Source organism: Bombilactobacillus sp. ESL1187, assembly GCF_058107155.1.
This window is the reverse complement of the sequence record NZ_JBYLTZ010000001.1, coordinates 138,977-164,278: the sequence shown is the minus strand read 5'-3', so window position 1 is coordinate 164,278 and position 25,302 is coordinate 138,977. Positions and strand designations below refer to the sequence as shown.

Below are 25,302 nucleotides of genomic sequence, written 5' to 3'. Positions count from 1 at the left end.
TATACTATCGAAATATGGCGTTTGTGTCAATAGCAATTTGAAAAATTAAAGATTAATTGGGGGATTAGTTGCACTGCTGCATAAACATGCCTACAATTAAAATAAGTTGATTAAATAATGTTAGATAGAAGGTCAAACAATGGAAACCCCACATAGAACCAGTGCTTGTACTAGTATTTTAATTGGTAAAAATGCTAGCCTGGATGGTTCAATTATTATTGGACGCAATGAGGATGCTAATACCGCGTTACCGAAACATTTTCTGGTGCATCAGCATCAACAGTTTACGACTGCACAACAATTTGTTTCACAAGCCAATCATTTTCAAATGCCGTTGCCTAAAGAACGCTTTAAATATACAGCGACTCCAGAATGTACCTCAAAGAACGGTCTATTTGAAGAGGATGGTTTTAATGAATTTGGGGTCGCTATGAGCGCCACCGAAAGTACTTATACCAATGCGACCGCTTTAGGAGCCGATCCCTTGGTGACTGATGGTATTGGTGAAGAAGCAATGGTAACTTGTGTCTTGCCATACGTCAAAACCGCCCGGGCAGGAGTAGAACGTCTAGGCAGTATTGTGGAAAAATATGGCACTTGTGAATCCAATGGCGTTTTATTTGCTGACCAACAAGAAGCTTGGTATATGGAAATTGTTTGCGGTCATCAATGGGCCGCCCAACGAATTCCTGATGATAGTTATGCTGTTGTCGCCAATCAAGTTGCCATTCAAGAAATTGATTTTGAAGATAATTATAATTTTATGTTTAAAGATGATCTCAAAGAGTTTGTGATTGAGCATCAGTTGAATCCTGCAAAATCTGGATTTAATTTTCGGCAAATTTTTGGGACACAGACCGCTTTTGATGAACATTATAATACACCCCGTGTTTGGTGGGGGCAGCAACAATTTTCCGGAGTTACTGATGAACAGCCTACGAGTGAAAACTTGTCCTTTTTACATCACCCACAACATAAATTGAGTATTGATGACGCAAAAATGTATCTCTCTTCGCACTATGAAAAAACACCGTATGACATTTTAAATCAGCAGGAATATCCATTCCGCCCAATTAGTTTGGCGAAAACTCAAGAATCCCATTTACTGCAAATTCGTCCCAATTGGCGTCCAGCCATTGCTTGTGTTCAGTGGTTGGCTATGGGAGTTAGTGCTCAAAGTGTTTATGTGCCATTTTATTTAGGAATGAATGAAACACCCGATTTTTATCAAGTAGGCGATCTGAAGTATGATAGTGTGTCTGCTTATTGGCTTTATAAATTGGCAGGTGTCTTGGTTGATAGTCACTATCATGAATTTGGTTCACTTTTAAAAGATTATCAAACAAAGATTACAGCCCACTTGAATTATGCTTTACACCAAAGTGACCGTACGGCGCAGGAGTTTAGTGATCAGTCCATGTTAGCAAATTATTTAACCAAGTGTTCACAAGAAAATGCGCAGTATGCGGCGCAACAGTATCGACAATTGATTGCCGAATTAGTGACGCGCTCTACCGCTTTGTCACCATTAAATTATCAAACTGATTTGAATTTATGATAAAAATAAAAAACTACTTAGTAATCGTTCAATGAGGAGCAATTCCTCCTTACTAAACTAAGTAGTTTTTTATTTTAAAATTAACGTTGAATTGGATGCTTGGCAGTCAATGCTTGCACTTGTTGTTTAACTTGGTATAATTGTGCGGAATCATCAGCATTGTGAATGACCTGCAAGATTAATTTGGCGGTTAATTGGCTATCTTGTTCATCAAAACCGCGACTAGTAATCGCTGGTGTCCCTAAACGTAGACCCGATGTTTTAGAAGGTGGCAGCGGATCATTAGGAATTGCTTCTTTGTTAGTAGTAATGCGTACTTGATCCAATAAATCTTGAACTTGGGCACCATTTAACTTGGTTTGACTTAGATCTAAGGTCATTAGGTGATTATCGGTACCGCCGGTTAAGACTTTGACTTGTTCATCAGCATTAAAGACAGCTGCCATGGCTTGGGCATTATTGAGAATTTGTTGCTGGTAAGTTTTAAAACTCGGTTGACTGGCTTCACCAAAGGCTACTGCTTTAGCAGCAATGACGTGTTCTAATGGACCACCCTGGGTTCCTGGGAAAACCGCACTTTTAACCTTTTTGGCATATTGTTCCTTGGCTAAAATAAAGCCGCCTCGTGGACCACGTAACGTTTTATGTGTAGTTGAAGTTACAATGTCGGCTACGCCAACCGGGCTAGGATGTAAGCCCACCGCTACTAGGCCAGCAATGTGGGCCATATCGACCATTAATAAGGCACCGACTTGATCGGCAATATCGCGGAATTTTTGAAAATCAATTACGCGACTATAGGCGGAAGCGCCAGCAACAATTAATTTGGGCTGAACTTCTTGTGCAACTTTTAGGACTTGGTCATAATCTAAAAAGCCATTGTCATCGACACCATAACTATAGAAGTCATAAGTTTTACCAGAAAAATTAACTTTCGAACCATGAGTTAAGTGACCGCCCGCATCTAAGTCCATGCCTAGGACGCGATCACCAGGTTTAATTAAGGCACGATAAGCAGCTTCATTAGCCTGGGAACCGGAATGTGGTTGGACGTTAGCGTAATCAGCGTGATAAAGCTTTTTCACGCGGTCAATGGCCAATTGTTCAATTTGGTCAATGTATTCATTGCCACCATAGTAGCGTTTACCTGGATAACCTTCGGCGTATTTGTTGGTTAAAACGGATCCTTGTGCGGCTAAAACTCCTTTTGAAACAATATTTTCCGAAGCAATCAGTTCAATATTGTGTTCTTGACGATCTTGTTCTTGAGCAATGAGCTGCCATAACTGGGGATCTTGTTCTTGATAAGTTGTCATCATAATCCTCCTTACTATTTATGATTAATATCATTATATTATATAATAAAACGCAAAACGGTTTTCTAAGAAAAAAAGATTAAGAAAGTATTAATACTACTATAATGACGTTTTCATAATGCCTCAATCTATGCCATAATTAGCCACAGGAGGTGTAAAAATGCAATCTGATTTTGATTATGAACAATTACAGCAAGGTAAACTTTATCGTTCTGATCAAATTTTACCAGAACATCAATCCATGGCGGGCAAATTGATTGCTCAAAAAATTAATCAAGTTCCTTTAAATCAAACTGAACAAATTGTGGCCTTAGAACATCAGTTGTTTGGCAAAGCCGGACAGAATCTGTATGTTAATCCGCCAGTTTATGTTGATTATGGGCGCCATGTCTTCATTGGTGATAATTTTTATGCTAATCAAAATTGTACTTTTTTAGATGTTAATTCGATTACAATTGGTAATGATGTGCTAATCGGACCAAATACCAGCTTGTACACTGCAGGGCATCCAGTGGATCCGGCAGTACGTAAAGAAGGACTGGAGTTTGGTCAACCAATCGTTATTCAAGACAATGTTTGGTTGGGTGGGAGTGTTAGTGTTTTACCTGGAGTAACCATTGGCAAGAATTCTGTGATTGGTGCGGGTTCAGTAGTTACGAAAGATATTCCAGAAAATAGTGTCGCGGTTGGTAATCCCGCTCGCGTGCTGCGAACGATCAATGCGCAAGACTATCAGTATTGGCACCAACAGCGCAGTGACTATTGGCAAGCACAAAAGCAGATGCAAAATACAATTCAAGGAGAAAGCAATGATTAAATTAGTCGCAATTGATGTTGATGATACGTTATTAAATAGTAAAGGAGAATTATTGGCGTCAACGATTCAAGTGATTGGTCAAGCAGTTAATAACGGCGTGAAAGTTGTCTTATGCTCGGGCCGCCCCTTAGCTGGTGTGCAAGGATTTTTAAACCAATTAAAGATTCAACAACCAGATCAATATGTTATTACATTTAATGGTGCGGTGATTGAATCGGTAACTGGTGAAAAACTTAGTCAAAAAGGTTTGACGAAAGCTACTTATCAACTGGTCGATACTTATTCCCAAGAACATCACTTGGCCTATAATGTCCTGGATGCTGATAGTCAGATTTACACTAGTAACCAAGATGTAAATTGGGTAACTGTCATTCAAGCTTGGGAAAATCAGGCGGGAATTTTAATTCGTCAACCGCAAGCGGTTTCGGATGATACTACGATGATTAAAGCAGTGTTTGTGGGTGACAAATCTGAATTAGATCGCCAGGAAGCTGAAGTTAAGCAAACTTTTGGTCAGGATAATTATGTAGTACGGGCTGCAGCTAACTTTTTAGAAATAATGCACGCTGATGTTAATAAAGGGATTGCTTTAAAGACTTTGAGTCAAAAATTAGGTTTTACTCCGCAAGAAGTAATGGCAATGGGTGATGAACAGAATGATATACCGATGTTCGATTTTGCGCAAACAGCAGTGGCGATGGGGAATGGTTCGGACTTAGCCAAACAACACGCTACTTATGTTACCCAATCTAATGATCAAGATGGCATTGCGCAAGCCTTTGAAAAGTTTGTTCTATAATATTTTAGTGATTAAAAAAGCCAACTTTTGGTTAAAAGTTGGCTTTTTTAATTGCTTAATTGTGAGCTCAGTGTCTTTTGAAATATTTTAGGATTCTACATATAGTTTTCGAAATTGAGTGATATAATCTGCAGGTAAATTCAAACCTTCTTGAAGATAGTTATCAAAATTACCATATTTGGCAATCAAAACCGTTTGGGCATGTTGTAAATATTCTGGTGCCACTTGCAGAGCAATCAATAATTGTTGTACTTGGTAATCAGTAATTTCATCGCGATGCTGCTCCACAATTTCTTGGTTGGCTTCTTTTCGTAATTCGTTGGTTTTTAAATAGTCATCCATAATGGCTTCGTCACTAGCACCAGCCGCTTTTAAAATTAAAGCAGCTGCAAAACCAGTGCGATCTTTGCCAGCAAAACAATGAAAAATAATTGGTTGTGGCTGTTCAATTAAATCCATCATAAAAGCGTGATAACCAACTTGAGCAGAATGACTGGTAACCAATTGCTCGTAAGTTTCGAGCATATGTTGGTGGGTATCACCAGAGTTTTCTACCATCTTATTCATAGAAGCGTAATTGGCCGTGGCGTCAGCCAAGATGTCCAAATGTTTCCAAGTAATAGCTTTAATTGGAGTATCCGGCATTTGTTCTGTTTCTTTAGTACTGCGAAAATCGTAAATTGTTTTGATTTGACAAGTATTGGCCAAAAAAGCACTTGTTGCTGGTGTTAAATTAATTAATTGGCCACTACGAAAAAAAGTATTCTTTTTTAAATGACCGGTTGCCGTTGCAATACCGCCGATGTCACGAAAATTAACTGGTTCAATTTGCATACTTAATTGTTTCCCTTCAAAGTTACATTAATAGTCTTAATATAAAATAAAACTCATATTTGTCAACAACATTTCTAGAATTTTAATGCAACGGGTGTAGACTAGAATTAAATTAAGCAAAAGAGGTCTGAAGCAATTATGAAAATCAATAAGTATCCTTATCATGCTGATGTTGTGGGGAGCTTTTTACGACCAGCAACTTTAAAAGTGGCTTACCAACAAGCAAAAGATCACAGTTTAACACCAGAAAAATTTCAAGCACTGCAACAACAAGCAGTCAAACAGTTAGTAACCAAGCAACGCCAGCATCATTTGGCGGTGCTGAATGATGGTGAATTTAACCGTGAAAATTTTTTCTTGGATTTTTTGGCGGGGTTAACCGGAATTGCAGTTGTGCCACAAGGTTTTCAATTGAACTTTAGTGGGCAACAGTTAGTTGATGATGGTTTACAATTGGCTGGTAGAATTCAGTACAATGCGCAACATCCTTTTTTTGCGGATTATTTGTATTTAAATAGCCTCTTACACGATGATGAACAAGCCAAGGTGACCATTCCAGCACCAACGCCACTCTTATTTACAGGTAATTTTGCAGTAATTAATAATGTAGAACAATTTTATGCGACGCGCGCAGAATATTTGCACGATATTTTGATTACGTATCAACGCACAATTCAGCACTTCTATGATTTAGGTTTACGGTATTTACAATTAGATGATCCTTGGTTATTGGGAATTACATTGCCGTTTGCTGGGTTACAAGAGCAACCAGAAGCAGCACAAAAATTAACACAAGAAATCGTGCAACTGCTGCAAGATTTACTAGCCAGTTTACCGGCCGATTTAATCGTAACAACTCATATTTGTCGCGGTAATTTTCATTCAGCACCGTTAGGTGGGGGAACTTATCAAGATATTGTTGATATTTTGACACAATTACCCTATGATGCCTTTTTCTTAGAATATGATGATCAGCAAGCTGATGGGGATTTTGCTCCCTTAGCGCAAATTCATCAAGAACAACCGCAAGCCGTTTTTGTTTTGGGATTAATTACGACAAAAACTGGGCAAATGGAAACAGCGGCAGAACTTATTGCGCAAATTCAAACCGCGGCCCATTTTGTGCCATTAAATAATTTGGCGTTGTCACCACAATGTGGCTTTGCTTCAACTAAAGAAGGCAATGATTTAACTGGAGAACAGCAATGGGCCAAAATTGATTTGATGAATCACGTGGCTAGTCAAGTATGGTCCGAATAAAGTCAAATTAATAGTAGCAATAAAAAAAGAGGTTGGAACAATCATCGTTGTTTCAGCCTTTTTTAGTGAGTTAACTTGTAAATTCCAGTGACAATGCTACAATAAATTTTGTAAGTAAGTAATTACTAACTTACTAAAATTATGGAGGTTGCCATGACTCAAGAAGTTATTCAATTAATTGATATTCAAAAAAAGTTTGGCCCACAAACAGTTTTGGATGATGTGAGTTTTCAAGTACAAGCTGGTGAAATAGTGGGCTTGATCGGTCCCTCTGGTGCTGGTAAATCCACGATCATTAAAATTACTTTAGGTATGGAAAAAGCCGATGCCGGCCAAGCCACGGTGTTTGATACTGTTATGCCCAATCGCGTTTTACTAAAAGATATTGGTTACATGGCTCAGACGGATGCGTTATATGATTCTTTAACCGCTTATGAGAATCTACAATTTTTTGCACAGATGAAAGGCATTGTGAAACAACAAATTGATGAACAAATTCAACATGCGGCGGCAGTAGTTGATTTGACGTCAGATCTAAAGAAACGAGTTAGTGGTTATTCTGGCGGGATGAAGCGGCGGTTATCTTTAGCGATTTCTTTATTAGGTAATCCGCCATTATTAGTTTTAGATGAACCGACAGTGGGGATTGATCCAGCATTGCGCCAGCAAATTTGGCAGGAATTGATGCGCTTGCGCGATAGTGGTCGGACCATTTTAATTACCACTCATGTCATGGATGAAGCGGAATTGACGGATCGAGTAGCTTTATTATCTGATGGGCAAATTATTGCTAATGATCATCCCAGGAATTTAGAAAAACAATACAATGTTCAAACAGTAGAAGAAGTCTTTTTGAAAGCAGAAGGTGACTTGAAATGAGAACATGGGCTATTACCAAACGTGTATTAAAGGAATTATTTCGTGATAAAAAGACTTTGGCGCTCATGTTTATTGCGCCGTTAATTGTCTTAGCTTTAATGAATTATATTTTTAATGTTAATACTACAACTAATGTTACAATTGGCACCGTAGAAGTTTCGCAAAGTTTAAAACATAATTTAAATCAGGTCCAGCATGTTCATGTTAAAACTTATCAGTCCTCTCAATCAGCTAAGGCTGCTTTGAAAAAAGAACAGGTGGATAATATCATTGTTCAACGTAAAAATAAGTTGGTGGTCACTTACGCGAATGTTGATGCGGGCAAAACCAAATTAGCTAAGTCAGCTTTACAAGTGGCCTTGAATCAAAAAAATATAAATCAATTAAAATCATCATTTCAAACTCTTCAAAAAGTTTTGCCGCCCACATTGCAACAACCAACAGTGCTAGGTCAATCTAAAAAACTAAAAATTCATAATGCTTATAACTACGGTACGAAAGATTCGACATTTTTTGACAAATTAATGCCGATTCTGATGGCAGCCTTTGTCTTTTTCTTTGTTTTCTTGATTTCAGGAATGGCGTTGTTAAGTGAACGGACCTCAGGAACGTTGAATCGCTTGTTAGCCACTCCAGTAAAGCGTTCCGAAATCGTTTGGGGTTATATGTTGAGTTATGGACTAATCGCTATTTTGCAAACTATTTTAATTGTTTTGTTTACGGTAGGTATTTTGAAAGTGCAAGTCGTTGGTTCTTTATGGTTAGTTTTATTAATCACTCTACTTTTGGCTTTAGTGGCTTTGTCATCCGGAATTTTTATGTCCACTTTTGCCAAATCCGAATTTCAAATGATGCAGTTCATTCCAGTAATCGTCATTCCCCAAATTTTCTTTTCCGGAATTGTACCATTAACTTCCATGGCTAAATGGGCGCAATGGTTGTCTGATATTTTACCATTAAAGTATGCTTCTGAAGCCCTGACAAATGTGATTATGAAAGGATTTACTTTGAATCAGATTAGTGGTGATCTTTTAGTTCTCGTTGTCTTTCTTTTAGCACTAACTGTTGGTAATATAATAGGATTAAAACGTTACAGAAAGGTTTAAAGTCATATGACTCAAAAAATTGTTGATTCTTGGTTAGCTGATGAAAAGATTCCGGCTGGTAAAAAGAAAATCTTTCAAGCAGCAGTTAAGCTATTTGCACAAAAAGGTTATCAAGCAACCACGACTGCGGCTATTGCACGAGAAGCCGGTCTAAGTGATGCAACGATGTTTAAACATTTTAAAAATAAATCTGACTTGTTGCAGGCAATTATTACGCCGTTGATGCAACAAATGGTTCCCAAGATCAGTGATCATTTTTTGCAACAAATTCAGCAGCAGGCCACTAATGTTAGAGATTTGATAGCATATATTATGCGTGATCGTTATCAGTTTATGGCTAATAACTGGCAAATTATTTTGATTGTGTTGGATCAAATTTTAGTCAATCAGAACTTTCGCACGCAGGTGTTAGACATAGTGCAGCCTAAGTTAAACAAAGCGTTAGAGATCTTAACACAATTGTTAAAAACGGATCAGCAGGTCAGTTCAGAAGTGACGGCTACTGATTTAACCCATTTAATCGTTGGCCAATTGTTAGTTACTTTTATTCAAAATTACAAATTGCAAGATCCTAATGGCATTGATGCTCGTCAAGAAGAACAAACAATGGAAAAGATGATTTTTTGGATTCAACAAGCAGTTAAAAAATAATTCTTGACTTCTGCTTAAATGAAAACTATACTGTTTAAGTGTTGAAACAAGCAGAAGCTCCCGCTTCTCACCCAAGCTTGAAGCCACTGGGTTAGATAATAATAATCGATAATTGATTGCGGGTGCTTCGGCACCCGCATTTTTTGTGAGTGATAATTTTTCGGAGGTGGATACCCATAGCTAATAATAGCAAAAACAATATGATCGTGAATGATCGCATTCGTTCACGTGAATTGCGTGTAATTTCAGTTAATGGAGAACAATTAGGTGTTAAGACTAAGCAGGAAGCATTACGCTTGGCCGAACAAGCAGACTTGGATTTGGTATTGGTTTCGCCTAATGCCAAACCTCCAGTAGCTAGAATTATGGATTATGGAAAATATCGGTTTGAGTTACAAAAAAAGGACCGCGAATCTCGTAAAAAACAGAAGACTGTTAGCATCAAAGAGATTCGCTTGAGTCCAACTATTGAGCAAAATGATTTTGATACCAAACTCAAGAATGCTCGTAAATTTCTCGAAAAGGGTTCAAAAGTTAAAATCTCGATTCGCTTCCGTGGTCGTGCTATCACTCACAAAGAAATCGGTCGGGATGTTTTGGAACGTATGGCAGATGCAACGAAAGATGTTGCAACCGTAATTACGCGGCCAAAGATGGATGGTCGTAGTATGTTCTTAATGCTTGCTCCAATTAATGACAATAAGAAAAAATAACAACGCAGGAGGATTTTATTATGCCTAAGCAAAAAACACATCGTGCATCAGCAAAACGTTTTAAATTTACTGCTAATGGTGGTTTGAAGCGTGATCATGGTTATACTAGTCACCGTTTCCACGGTAAGACTAAGAAACAACGTCGTCAATTAGCTAAATCAGCAATGGTCAGCTCCAGTGATATGAAACGTATCAAACAAATGTTGACTACTTACAAATAACATTATTTTATTTAATAATTTTTAGGAGGAATCTTTATGCCACGTGTTAAAGGTGGAACAGTAACTCGCAAACGTCGGAAGAAAGTTCTTAAGTTAGCCAAGGGTTACCGCGGTTCTAAACATATTCAATTTAAAGCAGCATCAACACAGTTATTTAATTCTTATCATTATGCTTTTCGGGATCGTAAGCAAGTTAAGCGTGATTACCGCAAATTGTGGATTGCCCGGATTAATGCTGGTGCTCGGATGTATGATCTGAGTTATAGCAAATTAATGCATGGTTTGAAGTTAGCTCAAGTTGATATCAATCGGAAGATGTTAGCAGATTTAGCAGTTAATGACCAACGTGCTTTTAAGAAGTTAGTTGATTTAGCTAAAGATGCGTTAAAATAAACACGTAACTAGCTTAGCTAGTTACGTGTTTTTCATCGAATGAGTTTAAAAATAAAAAAGTTACTAAAAGTTGAGTGTTATGTAGAGTTTATTATGATAGATAATTGATATCTACGTTAAATCTCAACTTTTTTACGGATAATATAGAGGAAGTGAACACTCTGGGAATCTTCAAGCCAAACATGATGATTGAACAAATCACACAAATTCTCCCTGAAGAATTTATGGCGGCAGGGATTAAAGTGATTTTATCGGATTTAGATAATACTTTGATTCCTTGGAATCAAAAGGATCGCCAAAATGCGCAGTTAGCCAATTGGTTAAAGGCATTGACCGCTCATGGAATTCAATTAGTTATTGTGTCAAATAATAATGAAGAGCGGGTTAGTCGGGCCGTGGCGGGATTACCAATTAAAATAGTTGCACGAGCCTTGAAACCATTACCGTTTGCTTTACGCAAATATCTCAAATTTAACTCTTATCGTAAACAAGAAGTAGTAATGGTTGGTGACCAGTTAATGACTGATGTTTTGGCAGGTAATTTGGCCGGAGTGCAAACAATCTTAGTCAAACCGTTAGTGGCGACGGATTCTAAAAAAACCCGGATTAATCGGATGATTGAACGTCCCATTTTAAGGATTAATCATTTTCTGTATCCACAACTAGATTGGAGGCGGCATTTACGTGACTGATGAAGTATTATCTTGTGTAGGCTGTGGGGCACAATTACAAAGTACTAATGCCCAATTAGCCGGTTTTGTTCCTAGTAGTGCCCTGAAAAAGGCCGAATCAGCTTTGGATGACCAAGAACTTTATTGTCAACGTTGTTTTCGTTTGCGACACTATAATGAAGTAGCGGAAGTTCCGTTAGATAATCGTTCCTTTCAAAAACTGTTAAAAGGCATTGGTCAAAAAGCGGCGCTAGTTGTTTACGTGATGGATATTTTTAATTTCTCGGGAAGCATTGTCAGCAACTTAAAATCGTATATTAAAAATAATCCTGTGTTAATTGTTGGTAACAAGCTGGACTTAATTCCTAATTCTTATAATCAAAATAAATTGGTTAATTGGTTACAACAACAGGTCAAACAAATGGGTTTGCATCCCGTTGGTACGCAACTGGTTAGTGCCCAAAAATTAACGCATGTTGATCAATTGATGCACCAAATTGACCAATTGCGTCATGGTCAAGATGTCTATGTCGTCGGTTCTACTAATGTTGGCAAATCAACGCTGATTAATGCCATTTTACAATCTAACAGTGAACTAAAAAATTTAATTACGACCTCTAGTTATCCGGGAACTACTTTAAATGAAATCCGAATTCCGTTAGCTGGTGGTGGTGATTTGATTGATACGCCAGGAATTATCCATCCTGGCCAAATTGCTAACTTGTTAACGGCCAAAGATCTCAAATATTTAGCACCACAAAGTGAATTGCATCCGAAAGTTTTTCAATTAAAGCCCCAGCAAACCTTGTTTTTAGCGGGATTAGGCCGGTTAGATTTTTTAGAAGGTGCTGCTGGTTCCTTTGCGGCTTTTGTCAATAATCAATTGTATGTTCATCGCACTAAGTTAAGCCATGCAGATGAATTTTATCAAGCCCACCGAAGCGACTTGTTGGCGCATCCCCAAACGAAGGAGCCAATTGAACAATTAGTAGCTCACACAATTCAAACTACCGAAAAAAGTGATATTGTGTTTTCTGGTTTGGGCTGGGTTTGTGTCCCGGCTCATGTGGTCGTTAAAGCTTATTTGCCCGCTGGGATTAAAGTTAATGTGCGGCCCGCTTTGATTAATTAAGTGGAGTAAATTATGTTAAATAAAAAGCAATTAAAATTTTTGAAAGGTCAAGCGCAATCCTTGACACCTAGTCTTCAAATCGGTAAGAATGGTCTCAGTGCTAATTTTCTGAAACAGTTACAAGACCAAATAGAATTACAAGAATTAATTAAAATTAATTGGTTACAAATGGCACCAGTTAATCGGACTGAGGTCGTTGCCACAATTACCCAAGTGGATAGTCAAATTACTTTAGTGCAACAAATCGGTCATACTGCGGTTTTTTATCGACCTGCTACACAAAAAGAACACCAACAATTAAGTCTTGAGGTGGCAAAAATCAAAGGATAGGTGATCAAAATGGCGCAGACCTTGACTACTAAGCAAGTAGTTACCAAGCCACAAACCAAAATGGCTTCCACAACGAAAAAAAAGCGCATTGGTATTTTAGGCGGAACTTTCAATCCACCACATATTGGGCATTTGATGATTGCGGATCAAGTTTTTGCCCAATTGGGCTTAGATAAGATTTTGTTTATTCCGGATGCTAAACCACCACATGTTGATGTGAAAACCGCTATTTCGATTGAACATCGTGTTGAGATGGTGCGACGAGCCATCATTGATCATCAAAATTTTGATTTGTGTTTGATTGAAGCAAAACGGGGTGGTATTAGTTATACCTATGATACGATGCGTCAATTAAAATTAATGCACCCAGAAAATGAATATTATTTTATTATTGGCGGCGATATGGTCGAATATTTACCGAAATGGCATAAAATTGATGAATTAACGAAAATGGTGCAATTTGTCGGTGTTTGTCGCAAAGGTTATGAAAAAAGTTCACCATATCCGCTGATTTGGATTAATATGCCCGAAATTGATGTTAGTTCCACGTGGATTCGCCAAACAGTGCAGACCCAAGGCTCAATTCGGTATTTTGTTCCTGATTTAGTACGTCAATATATTGAAGAAAAGGGGCTTTATAGTAATGATCGTTCAAACTGATTATGATTTTGTTGCTTTAAAACAGCAAGTTCAAGCTAAATTGTCACCTTATCGTTTTGAACATTGTGTGCGCACGAGTCAACGCAGTGTAGAGCTGGCCCAGTTAAATCACAGTGATGTAACCAAAGCTAAAGTGGCGGGACTAGTTCATGATTATGCCAAAGAACGTAGTGCCGATGAATTTATTCAAGTGATTAAACAAGAAAATTTGGATCCTGATTTGTTAAATTATGGGAACGCGATTTGGCATGGCGTTGTAGGTGCTTATTTTATTCAAAAAGAACTGGGCATTTATGATGAAGAAATTCTAAACGCGGTGCGTAATCATACTACGGCAGCCGTGAAAATGACGACTTTAGATAAGATTGTTTTTATGGCTGATTATACAGAAGCAGGGCGGGATTTTCCGGGAGTCGAAGAAGCTCGGCAAATTACCGATCAAGATTTAGATGCCGGGGTTAGTTATCAGATTGAACATACCTTGCAACTGTTATTGAGTCAGAAACAGCAAATTTATCCGAAAACAATTGATAGCTATAATCAATGGGTTGTAGCAGCCAAAAAGTGAGGTTTACGATTGAATAGTCAACAAATAATGCAAATTGCAGTTCAAGCAGCAGATTCCAAACACGGGCATGCGATTACTGTTTTAAACATGCAGCAAGTTAGTTTGGTTGCGGATTATTTTGTCATCGTGGATGCTAATAGTCAGCGCCAAGTTGATGCTATTGTGGATGCGGTGGTTGAAGCCGAAGAAAATCACGGTTTAACGATTAAACAAATTGAGGGCTCAAAAAATTCACCGTGGATTTTGTTGGATTTAGGTGATGTCATTGTGCACGTCTTTACTCAAGAAACGCGTGAATTTTATCAATTGGAAAAGCTATGGTCACAAGCACCAGTTGTTGAAGTTGCTCCCTTACTGAAAAAATAATGCGCGTTTGTGGAGTAATCGCTGAGTATAATCCGTTTCATAATGGTCATTTATGGCAGCTGCAACAAATTCGCCAGCAGTTACAGCCTGATGTGCTAATAGTGATTATGTCAGGTAATTTTGTTCAACGTGGCGCGATTGCACTGGTTGATAAATGGCAGCGGGCGCAAATGGCGTTGGCAGCGGGAGTAGATTTGGTGGTTGAGTTGCCGTTTTATGGTGCCGTTCAACCAGCGGATATTTTTGCCCGAGAAGCTCTGAAACTGTGTCAACAATTAGCAGTTTCGCACTTAGTTTTTAGTACAGAGAATGCACAATTAGATTATCAAACATTAGGTCAAAGAATTGCTCAAATAAATCCATCCAAAGAGACGTTTACAGATTATCGTCAGACCTATGCCACACAATTTAATCAAGTCTTACAATCACAGTTGGGTTTAACATTAACTAATCCCAATGAGCTACTAGGTGTTGCTTACGCCCAGGCGGCGTTTGAGTTAAATTATGCGTTGCAACTGGTTGCTCTGCCGAGGCAAGGCTTAGGGCAACATGATCAAAGTGATTTGTCGGGGAAGTTTTCTAGTGCTAGTGCCATTCGCCAAGCAATATTGCAAGACCAGTCTTATCAATTAGCAATTCCAGATTTCGTGACTGACTTTTTAAAGCCACCATTTCTGAGTTGGCAGCAGCTCTTTCCGTATTTAAAATATCGGTTGTTGACGAGTAGTTTGGAAGAATTGGGGCAAATTTACCAGATGAATGAGGGCTTGCAGTATAAGCTCAAACAAGCAGTAGTTACCAGTGCAAACTTTTCAGATTTTTTGTATCGTATTAAGAGTAAAAGGTATACGTTTGCGCGCTTGCGCCGGCTATGCCTGTATGTATTATTGAATATTTCTACTAGTCAAATGCAGCAAATGTTGGCGCAACCGTATTTGCAGGTTCTGGGCTTTAATGCCAGTGGTCAACAACATTTGCATTATTTACGCAAGCAAGTGAGTTGGCCGTTAATTACGAAAGTTACGCAAAAACTGGGTAACAAGCCGGGAATTATGGCTGATGCTGTGCAAATAGATCGTTTGTTAACGTTATTTGATTTACCGGAGCAAAACTTTGGACGACAACCATTACGAAAGTAGGTGATTATAATGTTAGTTTTTAAAACTCGAGAATTAGAAAAGTATCGCCAAGAACCATTAATTTTAAAACAAACGCTGGATGTTAGTGCCGATCTAAAGCAACGTGACCCACAAATCATGGAAGTGAGCCCAATTCAGGTTCAAGGCGCGATTAGTTTAGATGGGCAATTTATTTTCGGAGATCTTCACCTGACAGGTTCTATGACTTATCCGTCAACACGGAGTTTAGAGCCGGTTGTTTTACCAATTGATTTTACTTTTCATGAAACATATACGAATTTAACAGATGATCAAATTACCCCAGAACAAAAAGAGCAATACGATTTAATTATTTCATTGACGGACCAAACTTTAGACTTACAACAAGCGATTGAAGATAATCTATTATTGAATATTCCAACTCAGGTTTTAACGCCCCAAGAACAAGCGACCGGGGCTATGCCACAGGGCAATGAGTGGACGGTTATTTCAGAAGATGATTATGAAAAAAAAGCCACACCCAATCTAGAAGCTAGTGAAGAATTATCCAAGTTAAAAGATTTTTTTGCTGATGATAAGCAAGATTAAATAATTAAGGATTATCAATCGTTGCGAGTTGTGATAGGGTATTGTTAGACAAATGATCAACAGGAGGCACATGAAGATGAATAAACCAACCATTGGTGTCATTGGTATGGCTGTCATGGGTAAGAATTTAGCTTTAAATATTGAAAGTCGGGGATATACGGTTGCTATTTATAATCGGACCACGGCGAAAACCAAGCAAGTAATTGAAGATCATCCGGACAAAAGTTTAGTTCCTAGCTTTACGATTGAAGATTTCGTCAATTCTCTGGAAAAACCACGCCGGATTGTGATGATGGTGAAGGCTGGTAAGGCGACGGATGCTGTGATTGATGAATTATTACCATTACTTGATCAAGGTGATGTCTTAATTGATGGTGGTAATACATTCTTTGAAGACACTATGGCACGTAATAAGCGACTTGATAAGTCTGGCATTAACTTTATTGGCATGGGCACTTCTGGTGGTGAATTAGGTGCTTTGAAGGGTCCTTCTTTAATGCCTGGTGGCCAAAAAGAAGCTTACGATTTGGTAGCGCCAGTTTTGGAACAAATTGCGGCTAAAACCGATGATGGTCAGCCATGTGTTACCTATATTGGTCCAAATGGTGCGGGACATTACGTCAAAATGGTGCATAACGGCATTGAATATGGCGATATGGAGTTGATTGCTGAAAGTTATAACTTGATGCGTAATTTAGGTCAATTAACACCAGAACAATTAGCAGAAATTTTTAGTCAATGGAACGAAGGCGAACTTTCTAGTTACTTGATTGAGATTACTGCTGATATTTTGACGCGTAAAGATGATTTAGGTAGTGATCAACCGATTATTGATGTAATTTTAGATGCTGCAGGTAATAAAGGTACGGGTAAATGGAGTTCACAAAGTGCTCTTGAATTAGGTGTGCCGCAATCATTGATTACTGAAGCTGTTTATGGCCGTTATATCTCAACCTTTAAGGATGAACGGGTTAAAGCCAGTGAACAGCTACCAGCGTCCAAGTTAGAAATGAAAGTTCCAGATGACTTTACTGAAAAAATTCGGGAAGCTTTGTACTTTAGCAAGATCATGAGTTATGCGCAAGGCTTTGCGCAGTTAAAAGCAGCTTCTGATCATTATGATTGGAATTTGCAGTACGGTAAGATCGCTAATATTTGGCGTGAAGGTTGCATTATTAGAGCGCAATTTTTGCAAAAGATAACGGCGGCTTATCAGAACCAACCTGATTTAGATAACTTATTGTTAGACGATTACTTTAAAGATATTTGTGCTAAATATCAAGATTCTGCGCGTCAAGTCGTAGCTTGGGCCGTACAAGCGGGAATTCCGGTTCCAGCTTTATCTGCGGCGATTGCTTATTATGATTCTTATCGCGCAGCTGTTTTACCAGCTAGTCTGATTCAAGCACAAAGAGATTACTTTGGTGCTCATACTTATCAACGCGTTGACCGTGCTGGTATCTTCCATTATCCATGGTATGAAGAGCAATAATCTGTAGTATTAAAATGTAATTAATATAGAGATAAGTTAGAAAACTCGGTAATTTTATTGCCGAGTTTTCCTACTGTTTAGCTTCTTTTTGAGCATTAAAATAGCGCAGATTGTATAAATGTATTATTATAGTAGTCCTGTTCCCAATAGTTAATACTTGAAAGTAATAAAATTAATCATGCTTATTAGAAAAATGAGCACTTGCTGGTATTGGTGAGCAGATAGTCAGAGTGTTTTAAAATTAGTGGTATCGTTAAAATGTTAATCATAGATTTTAAGTTTCTGTATTATTAGCCAAAGGTTAAATAAACGTGATACACTAATGATAGCGAGATTTAGAAAAAATTAATCTAATTAAGAACTGGAGTCTTATAAATGTCAAAAATATTAATCATTGAAGATGAAAAAAATTTAGCCCGCTTTGTAGAATTAGAGTTACAACACGAAGGTTATGATACCCGCGTGGAACTAGACGGGCGCAAGGGTTTAGACGCCGCTTTAGGTGAAGATTGGGACGCTATTTTGTTAGACTTAATGTTACCAACTTTAAATGGTCTAGAAGTTTGCCGCCGCATTCGTCAAGAAAAGAGTACCCCCATTATTATGATGACGGCACGGGATTCTATTATTGATCGCGTATCTGGTTTAGATCATGGTGCTGATGATTATATCGTCAAACCGTTTGCGATTGAAGAATTATTGGCACGTTTACGAGCATTGTTGCGGCGGATTGATATCGAAGACCAGAAGATGGCGCCACATTCAACCAAGATTGAATACCGTGACTTAATTATGGATAAAGAAGCACATACTTTGAGTCGCAACGGTCAAGTCATTGAATTAACTCGGCGCGAATACGATTTATTCTTAACTTTATTGAATAACATGGGAAAAGTTTTAAGTCGGGAACAATTATTGAAGAGTGTTTGGGGCAGTGAATCCACGCAAAGTGAGACCAATATTGTTGATGTTTATGTGCGTTATCTACGTAATAAAATTGATGTACCTGATAAAGAAAGTTATATCCAGACGGTTCGTGGTACTGGTTACGTTGTTCGCCCATGAAGCAAAAATTAGCTAATTTACGAATTACTATTCAATTTAAGTGGACGTGTTTTTTGAGTTTAGCTATTTTTTTAGTGTTTGGTCTTTTTTCAACTTTAATCTATACTTCAGTCAATCAAGCTTTATTACGTAGTGAAGAAAATAATGTGCGGGATACTATTTCCGCAGTGGATAGTCGCTTTAATGTTTACCAAGGTCCTTTGAATAAGCAGCAAGTGCAAAATCGTTTAGCACCGCGCTTAAATCAAAAAACGGTGGAACGGGATGCCAATGGGAATTTAGTGGCTGAAAATCCAGAAAAATTTTACCATGACAGTTTATCCAAGCAATTGGCGCGTGGTGATTTAGCCATTGTGTTATATGATTTGCACGGGATGGTTTTGTTTAAAGATGGGGCAATTGATCCTAACTTTACTGGTACCACGAAGATTACGGTCAAAAAAGTTCCCAGAAAATTGAGTTTTTTAGAAACGACGGTGCCGATTCACTCAAGCCGCAATCATAAAGTGATTGGCTACGTCAAAATTAACGACGGTCTGCGCGATTATCACCGTGCTTTTCGGGAACTTAATCGCTGGATGATTGTGGTCATTATTTTTGCATTATTGTTAAGCGTCTTTTTGGGTTATATTTTAACGCAACCGTTAGTGCGGCGCATTAACCAAGTTAACCGTACGATTGATGAGATCAACGAAGATCCTGATTCGCAATCGCGGATTCCCAAGCAGTCGTCTAATGATGAAATTACGGACTTGGTCGACCGCTTTAACCATATGTTAGACCGCCTGCAAGAGTATACCAATCAGCAAAAAGAGTTTGTGGAAGATGTTTCACACGAATTACGGACGCCCGTGGCGGTCATTGAAGGCCATCTCAAGATGCTTCAACGCTGGGGCAAAGATGACCCCAAAGTGCTTGATGAATCCATTGAAGCATCTGTGAGTGAAATTTCGCGGATGAAAAAATTGATTCAAGAAATGTTGGATTTAACGCGGGCAGAACAAATTGAAGTCAATTACACCAATGAAGTCACAGAAGCTAATGAAACGATTAAGCAAGCCTATGGCGATTTTGTGATGTTACACCCTGACTTTGAAATTGATTTTGATGATACGGTGCCAGATCATACCATGGTACAAATCTACCGCAACCATTTGATGCAAATCTTGGTCATTTTATTAGATAATGCTGTCAAATATTCTAAAGATCGCAAAGAGATTAACTTGTCGGCTTCGACCGAAGATGGCATGTTAAATATTGCGGTACAAGATTTTGGTGTGGGCATTACCCAAACAGATTTACAACGCATTTTTAACCGCTTTTACCGTGTTGATAAAGCTCGCTCACGCGAAAGCGGGGGCAATGGTTTGGGCCTGTCAATTGCCAAAAAGATTGTGGAAATGTATAAAGGAACCATTACGGCCGAAAGTGCGGTGGGTTCAGGTACCATTTTCCGAATCAATCTGCCGCTGGTTGAATCAAAAAAATTAAAGTAGTTTTAGAAGACTGAAAGCCTTGTAAATAACATTGGTTGTTTGCAAGGCTTTTTTATGTTGATTTCAAAAATCAAAAGCAACATTAACTGGTTGTAAAAAATAAGATGTTAATTTTTATTAAATTGATTTAATTTTAAAAAATATTATCTTTGCACAAAAAACAATGTTAATAAGCATAAAATATCAAACCAATTATTCTTCTTTTGTTTTAATTAAATGGATAAATCAAAACTAACTGCTTCTTGATTAATAATTAATTAAAGCACTATAATAATCATACAAATGTTCTAGAATATTTAGCAATTAAAACGGCGGTTTAAAGTGTAATGTAAGCGCTTGTTGATTTGGGCGTGGAGTACTAAAGAAGGGTCTTTTGGTGATGAAGGTTAAATATTCGCAAGCTGTGATCTTGGTAATGGAACTTTTTAGTTTGTGGTTAGGATTAAGTCAGATAGCTCAAGCCACTACTATGCAGTCGCGTAACGATTTTAGTCAAATGCTTAATCAAAATAATGACCTCTTGACCAATCCGAAGAGTTTGGATTTGCTAACTCAGAACCCAGCAAAGCAGAGTAATAATCTCTTAAAAAAACAACCGACCATTAGTAACTTTACAACTTTAACAGCGCCAGTCAGTGGGGTAGCGGGGAGTTGTCCGTGGACCCTTGATGTTGATGGTACACTAACAGTGGGTCCGGGTACTTTAGATTATTATAGACAATATAATGACGTTGAAGGTGGAAACTACTATATCTATGGCGAAAATTGGCTGGAGTATGCAAATCATATCAACAAAGTGGTTTTGAAACAAGGAGTCAAATTACCAACTAACTGTAGTTATGTTTTTGAGTACTTATATAACTGTACTGAAATTGATGGCTTAGAAAATTTGGATACTAGTCATGTTACTGATATGCAGAGTATGTTCTATTATTGTCCAAAACTAATAAATTTAGATGTCAGTCACTTTAATACTAGCCAAGTCATTGATATGCATCGTATGTTTTATGGTTGTAGTGATTTACCAAGTTTAAATTTAAGTAGTTTTGACACGAGTCAGGTTACTGATATGTCTGAAATGTTCTATGGATGTTACGATTTAGCAAATTTAGATGTCAGTAGCTTTAAAACTAGCCAAGTAAAAAATATGTCTATGATGTTTGGTACGTGTTATAAGCTAGGTATCAGTAAACTCGATTTGAGTAGCTTTGATGTCAGTCACGTGACTGACATGAGTCTGATGTTCTATGGTACGGCTGGGGGCAATGTATTAGATGTTAACTTAAGTGGCTGGCACACTAGTCAATTAAAAAATGTTTCTAACATGTTTTACAATGTTGATTTGACTGATTTTGATTTTAAAAATCTTGATACTTCTAATGTCACTGATATGAGTTATATGTTTGAACATAGTAAATGTACTGGACCATTAGATCTTAGTTCTTTTGATACTTCTAATGTTATTAGTATGTACCAAATGTTTTATAGATCCAAGATCAGTACTGCTTGTTTATCGCACTTTGATACTAGTAAAGTGAATAATATGAATCAAATGTTTGACTCATCGGAATTTCAAAATTTATATTTAAATAATTGGGATACCAGTCAGGTATTTGATTTGAGCTCAATGTTTAATAATTGCAGTCAATTGACGGAGTTAAATGTTGGTGGAAAGTTTGGGATATTTAGCAGTAGTCATCCGGTAAATACTACTTATTACTATGGTTTATTTTCAAATTGTCCTAAGTTAGACAACTTAGACCTAACCACGTGGCGAACAAAAAACATGATTAATATGAAAAGTTGGTTTCAAGGATGTTCTGCTTTGCAATCTGTTACTTGGGATAAGGAATTGTTTAATACTAGTAAAGTTACTGATATGTCTAACATGTTTTATGGTTGTAGCAGTTTATCAAGTTTAGATGTTAGTGGTTTTGATACAAGAAATGTTACTAATATGAATACTATGTTCTCTGGCTGCAGTAGTTTATCAAGTTTAGATGTTAGTGGTTTTGATACTAGACAAGTTACTAATATGACGGGAATGTTTTCTGGCTGCAGTAGTTTACCTAGTTTAGATGTTAGTGGTTTTGACACAAGTAATGTTACTAATATGAATGCTATGTTCTCTGGCTGCAGTAGTTTACCTAGTTTAAATGTTAGTGGTTTTGACACAAGTAATGTTACTGCTGTGAACTATATGTTCAATAGTTGTAGAAAATTATCAACCTTAGATATAAGTAACTTTAATACTACTAAAGTTCAATACAAAGAAGATGCTTATAATTTTATTGCGAATGATCCCGCTTTGTGGAAGATTAAAGTGAGTTCTAAGTTAATGCTTGCTCCTACTAAATGTAATAGTAAGTGGGATGTTGGTAGATTTCAATATGATACGGATATTCAGATGCCAACAGCAGGGGCTACTTTCCAAGATGGCACTTATCAATATGAAGTTCTAGGTCAAGCTGGGCAAAAGACTGGCGCTTGGCAAGCAGTGGGTGCGGGAAGTGATCATCTCCCCAGTGGTACGGTGTACGCGACGCAAGATTCGTTGAACACTGATTTCCTAAGTAATGCCAGTCGTCCGGGGATAGATCAAGATCCCGACGCTAGTGCAGGTAAGCAGACACAGACGTTGGTGTTGAAGCACGTTCTAGCTAATCAAGTGCCACAAATGACATTGACGAAGGATTCAACCACAAATTTGTCGACCATGGATTTAGATTATTGCCATAATTATCAAGACTCTACTTTCCCAACTTTGACGTTGAATGGTAGTGTTAGCGATAATGATAGTTCCCAAGTCCAGTTGTATTATGCCATTGATCCAGTGGATACGACACCAACTTTGGCTGAAATTCAACAAAATTATCAAAGATTACAGCTCACACCTTTGACTATTCAAGATTCATCATTGGCCCAACCTTGGACAGCAGATATTGATGTTCAAGCTGACTTAAAGACCTTGGCAACTCCTAAAGCTGGCGGTCATCAAATTAAAATTTATGCTGTGGATAGTGGTGGACAATTTACTAGTGAAAATCCGCAGGCTTCAACAGCAGCGACAGTTAACGTAGCAGAGAATAGTGTGGTTCAGCTTAATTATTTGGATAATAATACGAATCAACCGGTTTTTAATACTGATGAAGATGGACACAAAGTTGCCCAGACGCTTGTCGGTGTGGTTGGCAAGCCGATAGTTACGACAGATCAAGCTAATTTTCCAACTGCGATTAAAACAAAGCATTATCGTTATACCTTAACTAATGCTGCAGAAATACCACAAGTTTTCCCAGTTATTACTACAGATCCCTTGTTACCATTAACACCTTATCAATTAGATTTGAAATATAATTCAGGGACGATGAGCTTGAGCGTTCCGGATACGCTAGACTTTGGCACCAAGATTGTACAAACGGCTAAGCAAGCTTACGATTTACCATATGATGCCGCACGAACAGCATTAAAAGTAACGGACACGACGGGAGCACCAAGTTGGCAACTTAGTTTAGCAATTGCAGATTTCACTAGTGATCAAACGACAACGCCATTAACAAACATTTTCCAATATTTACCTGCTGATAGTAGTACGCCAACTGCCATTTCGCAAACGCCGGCGCTAATTGATCAGTATAACAAGCATCATACGTTTGTTGATGGTTCTGGTAAGGCAGTTACCGATATTTCAACAGGTTGGTGGGATACTAGTCATCACCAAATCGCGGGTCCAAAGCTCGATTTGCGGCAATTACAAGTTCCAGTCCATAAAGCAGATTATCATGCTACAGCAAAATGGGCGTTAGTCAATTCACTACAATAAAAATGCGGCGAGTAAAGTCGCTTAAGATTTGAGTATAGCTTAGAATAATCATCAAATAGTCAATCAAAAATGCTCCTCACCATTAGATGCTAAATCTAACGATGGGAGCATTTTTAATAAGATACTATTGCAAAAATTTACTTATGATGCTGTTGCTTACCAGCATTACGTTGGCGATTTTTTTGATGTTGTTGCTTAGTCTGACCAACTTGTTTGGCGTTGTCCTTTGTTGTTGCTGCTTGTTGGGCAAAAGTTTTTTCGGTTACTACTTGCACAATCGGCTTGTCTTTTAATTCTTGGTCGACTTGCTTACGCACCTTCGGCGTGATGATATAATCGCTAATCAATTGCTGTAAGACGACGATGATTCCGCCAATTAAGAAGTACAGACCTAAAGCAGCCGAGGATGCAATACTAATGAAGAAAGTCATGGCTGGACTGAGCCACATCATAGTTTGCATTTGCTTCTTTTGTTCTGGTGGCACACTCTTTAAAGTCATCCAGCTTTGAACCACGTAAAAAATTGTCGCCACGACTGAGATCAGAATGCTAGGTTTTGATAATGGTGCTCCTAAAAAGTTAGCTTTTGAAATTTCCGGTGAATATTGCACAGCTTGATAAATGGCAATAAAAATTGGAAATTGTAATAACAAAGGTAAGCAACCCAGCCCGCCAGTTAATTTGATATCGTTTTTGGAATAGACTTGCATCATTAACTGGCTAACTTGCGTTTGTTCTTCTTGCGTAGTTGCCTTTTTTTGCTGTTGTTGAATTAATTGCAGTTGGGGTTGAATGCCCTTCATTTTTTCTTGTTGCACGATTGATTTCTTTTGTTGGATTAAGCTTAATGGTAATAAAACTAAGCGAACCACAAAGGAAATCAGGATAATACCCCAAGCATAACCGCTTTTGCCACCAATGGTCTTGGAAACATAGAGCATTAAGTTTTGGAAAGGTACACCAATATATTGGTAAATCCAGCCGTAAGGGCCATGAGTTGGTGGCTTAAGATTTGCATTGATACCACTGCGGGAGCAGGCGGTGACTAAGAGTAATAGACTTAAACAACCACCCCATAAAAGTAAACGTTTAGTTGTCTTTTTCATAAATTTCTCCATCTCGTTACATCATTGAAAATTTAGAATAATTAGCGAGAGGTTTGTCTTGCCAATTAATATGATCAATCTTAGCAAATTTACTCGGACTTTGTTGCATTACTTTCATAAAATGTTCCAAGTCTAAAGTGTCGCCTTGAGCTTCTAAATGGACGCTACCATCGTCACAATTTTTGACAAAGCCAGTAATTTGGTAAGTTTGTGCGACGGAGTAGGTTGCATAACGAAAGCCCACACCTTGTACATGACCATAAATATCTGCTGCAACATGTTTTTGAGTCAAAATCAAAACCTCCTTCGTCCTTGTTCTAAATGATACTTCTCTAGTATA

Annotated in this window: 26 protein-coding genes and 1 other annotated feature; of the genes, 22 read left to right on the top strand and 4 right to left on the bottom strand. The window is 37.9% G+C overall.

Features of this window, described 5'->3' with window-relative positions:
• Positions 1 to 139: 139 nt before the first annotated feature.
• Positions 140 to 1,558 carry a C69 family dipeptidase gene (locus tag AC3B5B_RS00875; protein WP_489769075.1) on the top strand — a complete coding sequence of 473 codons (1,419 nt, stop codon included), beginning with the start codon at positions 140 to 142 and terminating at the stop codon, positions 1,556 to 1,558.
• A gap of 80 nt (positions 1,559 to 1,638) precedes the next feature.
• Here AC3B5B_RS00875 and glyA read toward each other — a convergent pair whose 3' ends face one another.
• The gene (glyA, locus tag AC3B5B_RS00870; protein WP_489769074.1) at positions 1,639 to 2,874 is read right to left on the bottom strand and encodes a serine hydroxymethyltransferase; all 1,236 of its coding nucleotides are present in this window, start codon (positions 2,872 to 2,874) and stop codon (positions 1,639 to 1,641) included.
• A 160-nt stretch (positions 2,875 to 3,034) separates the two neighbouring features.
• Here glyA and AC3B5B_RS00865 point away from each other — a divergent pair, with 160 nt between their 5' ends.
• Positions 3,035 to 3,691, top strand: a complete 657-nt coding sequence (locus tag AC3B5B_RS00865; RefSeq protein ID WP_489769073.1) for a sugar O-acetyltransferase — start codon at positions 3,035 to 3,037, stop codon at positions 3,689 to 3,691.
• A complete protein-coding gene (locus AC3B5B_RS00860; protein ID WP_489757423.1) occupies positions 3,684 to 4,490 on the top strand; it encodes a Cof-type HAD-IIB family hydrolase in 807 nt (268 codons plus the stop codon). Before AC3B5B_RS00865 ends, AC3B5B_RS00860 begins: the two co-directional genes overlap by 8 nt.
• Before the next feature lie 87 nt (positions 4,491 to 4,577).
• Here the strand turns inward: AC3B5B_RS00860 and AC3B5B_RS00855 are convergent, their stop codons facing one another.
• A complete protein-coding gene (locus tag AC3B5B_RS00855) occupies positions 4,578 to 5,324 on the bottom strand; it encodes a tyrosine-protein phosphatase (RefSeq protein WP_489769072.1) in 747 nt (248 codons plus the stop codon).
• 138 nt (positions 5,325 to 5,462) lie between these two features.
• Here AC3B5B_RS00855 and AC3B5B_RS00850 point away from each other — a divergent pair, with 138 nt between their 5' ends.
• From AC3B5B_RS00850 to AC3B5B_RS00760, 19 genes are all read left to right on the top strand, one after another.
• Positions 5,463 to 6,584, top strand: coding sequence for a uroporphyrinogen decarboxylase/cobalamine-independent methonine synthase family protein (locus AC3B5B_RS00850; protein ID WP_489757425.1), 1,122 nt, complete (start codon positions 5,463 to 5,465; stop codon positions 6,582 to 6,584).
• A 153-nt stretch (positions 6,585 to 6,737) separates the two neighbouring features.
• Positions 6,738 to 7,463 carry an ABC transporter ATP-binding protein gene (locus AC3B5B_RS00845; RefSeq protein WP_489757426.1) on the top strand — a complete coding sequence of 242 codons (726 nt, stop codon included), beginning with the start codon at positions 6,738 to 6,740 and terminating at the stop codon, positions 7,461 to 7,463.
• Positions 7,460 to 8,569: an ABC transporter permease gene (locus AC3B5B_RS00840; protein ID WP_489769071.1), complete on the top strand. Its 1,110-nt coding sequence runs from the start codon at positions 7,460 to 7,462 to the stop codon at positions 8,567 to 8,569. Before AC3B5B_RS00845 ends, AC3B5B_RS00840 begins: the two co-directional genes overlap by 4 nt.
• Positions 8,570 to 8,575: 6 nt before the next feature.
• Entirely contained in the window at positions 8,576 to 9,220 is a 645-nt protein-coding gene (locus AC3B5B_RS00835; RefSeq protein ID WP_489769070.1) for a TetR/AcrR family transcriptional regulator, read from the top strand.
• A gap of 42 nt (positions 9,221 to 9,262) precedes the next feature.
• Positions 9,263 to 9,372 (top strand) — a sequence feature (ribosomal protein L20 leader region).
• Between the two features lie 48 nt (positions 9,373 to 9,420).
• The gene (gene infC / locus AC3B5B_RS00830) at positions 9,421 to 9,933 is read left to right on the top strand and encodes a translation initiation factor IF-3 (protein WP_489757429.1); all 513 of its coding nucleotides are present in this window, start codon (positions 9,421 to 9,423) and stop codon (positions 9,931 to 9,933) included.
• 20 nt (positions 9,934 to 9,953) lie between these two features.
• Positions 9,954 to 10,154: a 50S ribosomal protein L35 gene (gene rpmI / locus AC3B5B_RS00825; RefSeq protein ID WP_489757430.1), complete on the top strand. Its 201-nt coding sequence runs from the start codon at positions 9,954 to 9,956 to the stop codon at positions 10,152 to 10,154.
• 36 nt (positions 10,155 to 10,190) lie between these two features.
• Positions 10,191 to 10,547 (top strand): 50S ribosomal protein L20, encoded by a 357-nt coding sequence (gene rplT, locus AC3B5B_RS00820; RefSeq protein ID WP_489757431.1) that lies wholly within the window; start codon positions 10,191 to 10,193, stop codon positions 10,545 to 10,547.
• Positions 10,548 to 10,699: 152 nt separating this feature from the next.
• Positions 10,700 to 11,239: a YqeG family HAD IIIA-type phosphatase gene (locus tag AC3B5B_RS00815; protein WP_489769069.1), complete on the top strand. Its 540-nt coding sequence runs from the start codon at positions 10,700 to 10,702 to the stop codon at positions 11,237 to 11,239.
• Positions 11,232 to 12,350 (top strand): ribosome biogenesis GTPase YqeH, encoded by a 1,119-nt coding sequence (gene yqeH, locus AC3B5B_RS00810; protein ID WP_489769068.1) that lies wholly within the window; start codon positions 11,232 to 11,234, stop codon positions 12,348 to 12,350. The genes AC3B5B_RS00815 and yqeH overlap by 8 nt, the downstream gene beginning before the upstream one ends.
• A 12-nt stretch (positions 12,351 to 12,362) precedes the next feature.
• Positions 12,363 to 12,680, top strand: coding sequence for a YhbY family RNA-binding protein (locus AC3B5B_RS00805; RefSeq protein ID WP_489769067.1), 318 nt, complete (start codon positions 12,363 to 12,365; stop codon positions 12,678 to 12,680).
• 9 nt (positions 12,681 to 12,689) lie between these two features.
• A complete protein-coding gene (locus AC3B5B_RS00800) occupies positions 12,690 to 13,340 on the top strand; it encodes a nicotinate-nucleotide adenylyltransferase (protein WP_489769066.1) in 651 nt (216 codons plus the stop codon).
• Positions 13,324 to 13,908, top strand: coding sequence for a bis(5'-nucleosyl)-tetraphosphatase (symmetrical) YqeK (gene yqeK / locus AC3B5B_RS00795; protein ID WP_489757436.1), 585 nt, complete (start codon positions 13,324 to 13,326; stop codon positions 13,906 to 13,908). The genes AC3B5B_RS00800 and yqeK overlap by 17 nt, the downstream gene beginning before the upstream one ends.
• A gap of 9 nt (positions 13,909 to 13,917) precedes the next feature.
• Positions 13,918 to 14,274, top strand: a complete 357-nt coding sequence (gene rsfS / locus AC3B5B_RS00790; protein ID WP_489757437.1) for a ribosome silencing factor — start codon at positions 13,918 to 13,920, stop codon at positions 14,272 to 14,274.
• Entirely contained in the window at positions 14,274 to 15,413 is a 1,140-nt protein-coding gene (locus AC3B5B_RS00785; RefSeq protein WP_489769065.1) for a nucleotidyltransferase, read from the top strand. Before rsfS ends, AC3B5B_RS00785 begins: the two co-directional genes overlap by 1 nt.
• Positions 15,414 to 15,422: 9 nt before the next feature.
• Entirely contained in the window at positions 15,423 to 15,980 is a 558-nt protein-coding gene (locus AC3B5B_RS00780) for a DUF177 domain-containing protein (RefSeq protein WP_489757439.1), read from the top strand.
• Positions 15,981 to 16,056: 76 nt separating this feature from the next.
• A complete protein-coding gene (gene gndA, locus AC3B5B_RS00775; protein WP_489769064.1) occupies positions 16,057 to 17,472 on the top strand; it encodes an NADP-dependent phosphogluconate dehydrogenase in 1,416 nt (471 codons plus the stop codon).
• 375 nt (positions 17,473 to 17,847) lie between these two features.
• Entirely contained in the window at positions 17,848 to 18,537 is a 690-nt protein-coding gene (locus tag AC3B5B_RS00770) for a response regulator transcription factor (protein WP_489757441.1), read from the top strand.
• Positions 18,534 to 20,033 (top strand): HAMP domain-containing sensor histidine kinase, encoded by a 1,500-nt coding sequence (locus AC3B5B_RS00765; RefSeq protein WP_489769063.1) that lies wholly within the window; start codon positions 18,534 to 18,536, stop codon positions 20,031 to 20,033. Before AC3B5B_RS00770 ends, AC3B5B_RS00765 begins: the two co-directional genes overlap by 4 nt.
• Positions 20,034 to 20,412: 379 nt before the next feature.
• Entirely contained in the window at positions 20,413 to 23,856 is a 3,444-nt protein-coding gene (locus AC3B5B_RS00760; RefSeq protein WP_489769062.1) for a BspA family leucine-rich repeat surface protein, read from the top strand.
• A gap of 137 nt (positions 23,857 to 23,993) precedes the next feature.
• On the opposite strand, the gene yidC is transcribed toward AC3B5B_RS00760, so the two are convergent.
• Both yidC and AC3B5B_RS00750 read right to left on the bottom strand, forming a co-directional pair.
• A complete protein-coding gene (yidC, locus tag AC3B5B_RS00755) occupies positions 23,994 to 24,962 on the bottom strand; it encodes a membrane protein insertase YidC (protein WP_489769061.1) in 969 nt (322 codons plus the stop codon).
• Positions 24,963 to 24,978: 16 nt separating this feature from the next.
• Positions 24,979 to 25,254: an acylphosphatase gene (locus AC3B5B_RS00750; RefSeq protein ID WP_489769060.1), complete on the bottom strand. Its 276-nt coding sequence runs from the start codon at positions 25,252 to 25,254 to the stop codon at positions 24,979 to 24,981.
• Positions 25,255 to 25,302: the final 48 nt, after the last annotated feature.

What these genes read in the sequence shown, in the direction of transcription:
- AC3B5B_RS00875 (WP_489769075.1), top strand. Translation starts at nt 140, where the DNA reads ATGGAAACCCCACATAGAACCAGTGCTTGTACTAGTATTTTAATTGGT.
- glyA (WP_489769074.1), bottom strand. Translation starts at nt 2,874, where the DNA reads ATGACAACTTATCAAGAACAAGATCCCCAGTTATGGCAGCTCATTGCT.
- AC3B5B_RS00865 (WP_489769073.1), top strand. Translation starts at nt 3,035, where the DNA reads ATGCAATCTGATTTTGATTATGAACAATTACAGCAAGGTAAACTTTAT.
- AC3B5B_RS00860 (WP_489757423.1), top strand. Translation starts at nt 3,684, where the DNA reads ATGATTAAATTAGTCGCAATTGATGTTGATGATACGTTATTAAATAGT.
- AC3B5B_RS00855 (WP_489769072.1), bottom strand. Translation starts at nt 5,324, where the DNA reads ATGCAAATTGAACCAGTTAATTTTCGTGACATCGGCGGTATTGCAACG.
- AC3B5B_RS00850 (WP_489757425.1), top strand. Translation starts at nt 5,463, where the DNA reads ATGAAAATCAATAAGTATCCTTATCATGCTGATGTTGTGGGGAGCTTT.
- AC3B5B_RS00845 (WP_489757426.1), top strand. Translation starts at nt 6,738, where the DNA reads ATGACTCAAGAAGTTATTCAATTAATTGATATTCAAAAAAAGTTTGGC.
- AC3B5B_RS00840 (WP_489769071.1), top strand. Translation starts at nt 7,460, where the DNA reads ATGAGAACATGGGCTATTACCAAACGTGTATTAAAGGAATTATTTCGT.
- AC3B5B_RS00835 (WP_489769070.1), top strand. Translation starts at nt 8,576, where the DNA reads ATGACTCAAAAAATTGTTGATTCTTGGTTAGCTGATGAAAAGATTCCG.
- infC (WP_489757429.1), top strand. Translation starts at nt 9,421, where the DNA reads ATGATCGTGAATGATCGCATTCGTTCACGTGAATTGCGTGTAATTTCA.
- rpmI (WP_489757430.1), top strand. Translation starts at nt 9,954, where the DNA reads ATGCCTAAGCAAAAAACACATCGTGCATCAGCAAAACGTTTTAAATTT.
- rplT (WP_489757431.1), top strand. Translation starts at nt 10,191, where the DNA reads ATGCCACGTGTTAAAGGTGGAACAGTAACTCGCAAACGTCGGAAGAAA.
- AC3B5B_RS00805 (WP_489769067.1), top strand. Translation starts at nt 12,363, where the DNA reads ATGTTAAATAAAAAGCAATTAAAATTTTTGAAAGGTCAAGCGCAATCC.
- AC3B5B_RS00800 (WP_489769066.1), top strand. Translation starts at nt 12,690, where the DNA reads ATGGCGCAGACCTTGACTACTAAGCAAGTAGTTACCAAGCCACAAACC.
- yqeK (WP_489757436.1), top strand. Translation starts at nt 13,324, where the DNA reads ATGATCGTTCAAACTGATTATGATTTTGTTGCTTTAAAACAGCAAGTT.
- AC3B5B_RS00785 (WP_489769065.1), top strand. Translation starts at nt 14,274, where the DNA reads ATGCGCGTTTGTGGAGTAATCGCTGAGTATAATCCGTTTCATAATGGT.
- AC3B5B_RS00780 (WP_489757439.1), top strand. Translation starts at nt 15,423, where the DNA reads ATGTTAGTTTTTAAAACTCGAGAATTAGAAAAGTATCGCCAAGAACCA.
- gndA (WP_489769064.1), top strand. Translation starts at nt 16,057, where the DNA reads ATGAATAAACCAACCATTGGTGTCATTGGTATGGCTGTCATGGGTAAG.
- AC3B5B_RS00770 (WP_489757441.1), top strand. Translation starts at nt 17,848, where the DNA reads ATGTCAAAAATATTAATCATTGAAGATGAAAAAAATTTAGCCCGCTTT.
- AC3B5B_RS00765 (WP_489769063.1), top strand. Translation starts at nt 18,534, where the DNA reads ATGAAGCAAAAATTAGCTAATTTACGAATTACTATTCAATTTAAGTGG.
- AC3B5B_RS00760 (WP_489769062.1), top strand. Translation starts at nt 20,413, where the DNA reads ATGAAGGTTAAATATTCGCAAGCTGTGATCTTGGTAATGGAACTTTTT.
- yidC (WP_489769061.1), bottom strand. Translation starts at nt 24,962, where the DNA reads ATGAAAAAGACAACTAAACGTTTACTTTTATGGGGTGGTTGTTTAAGT.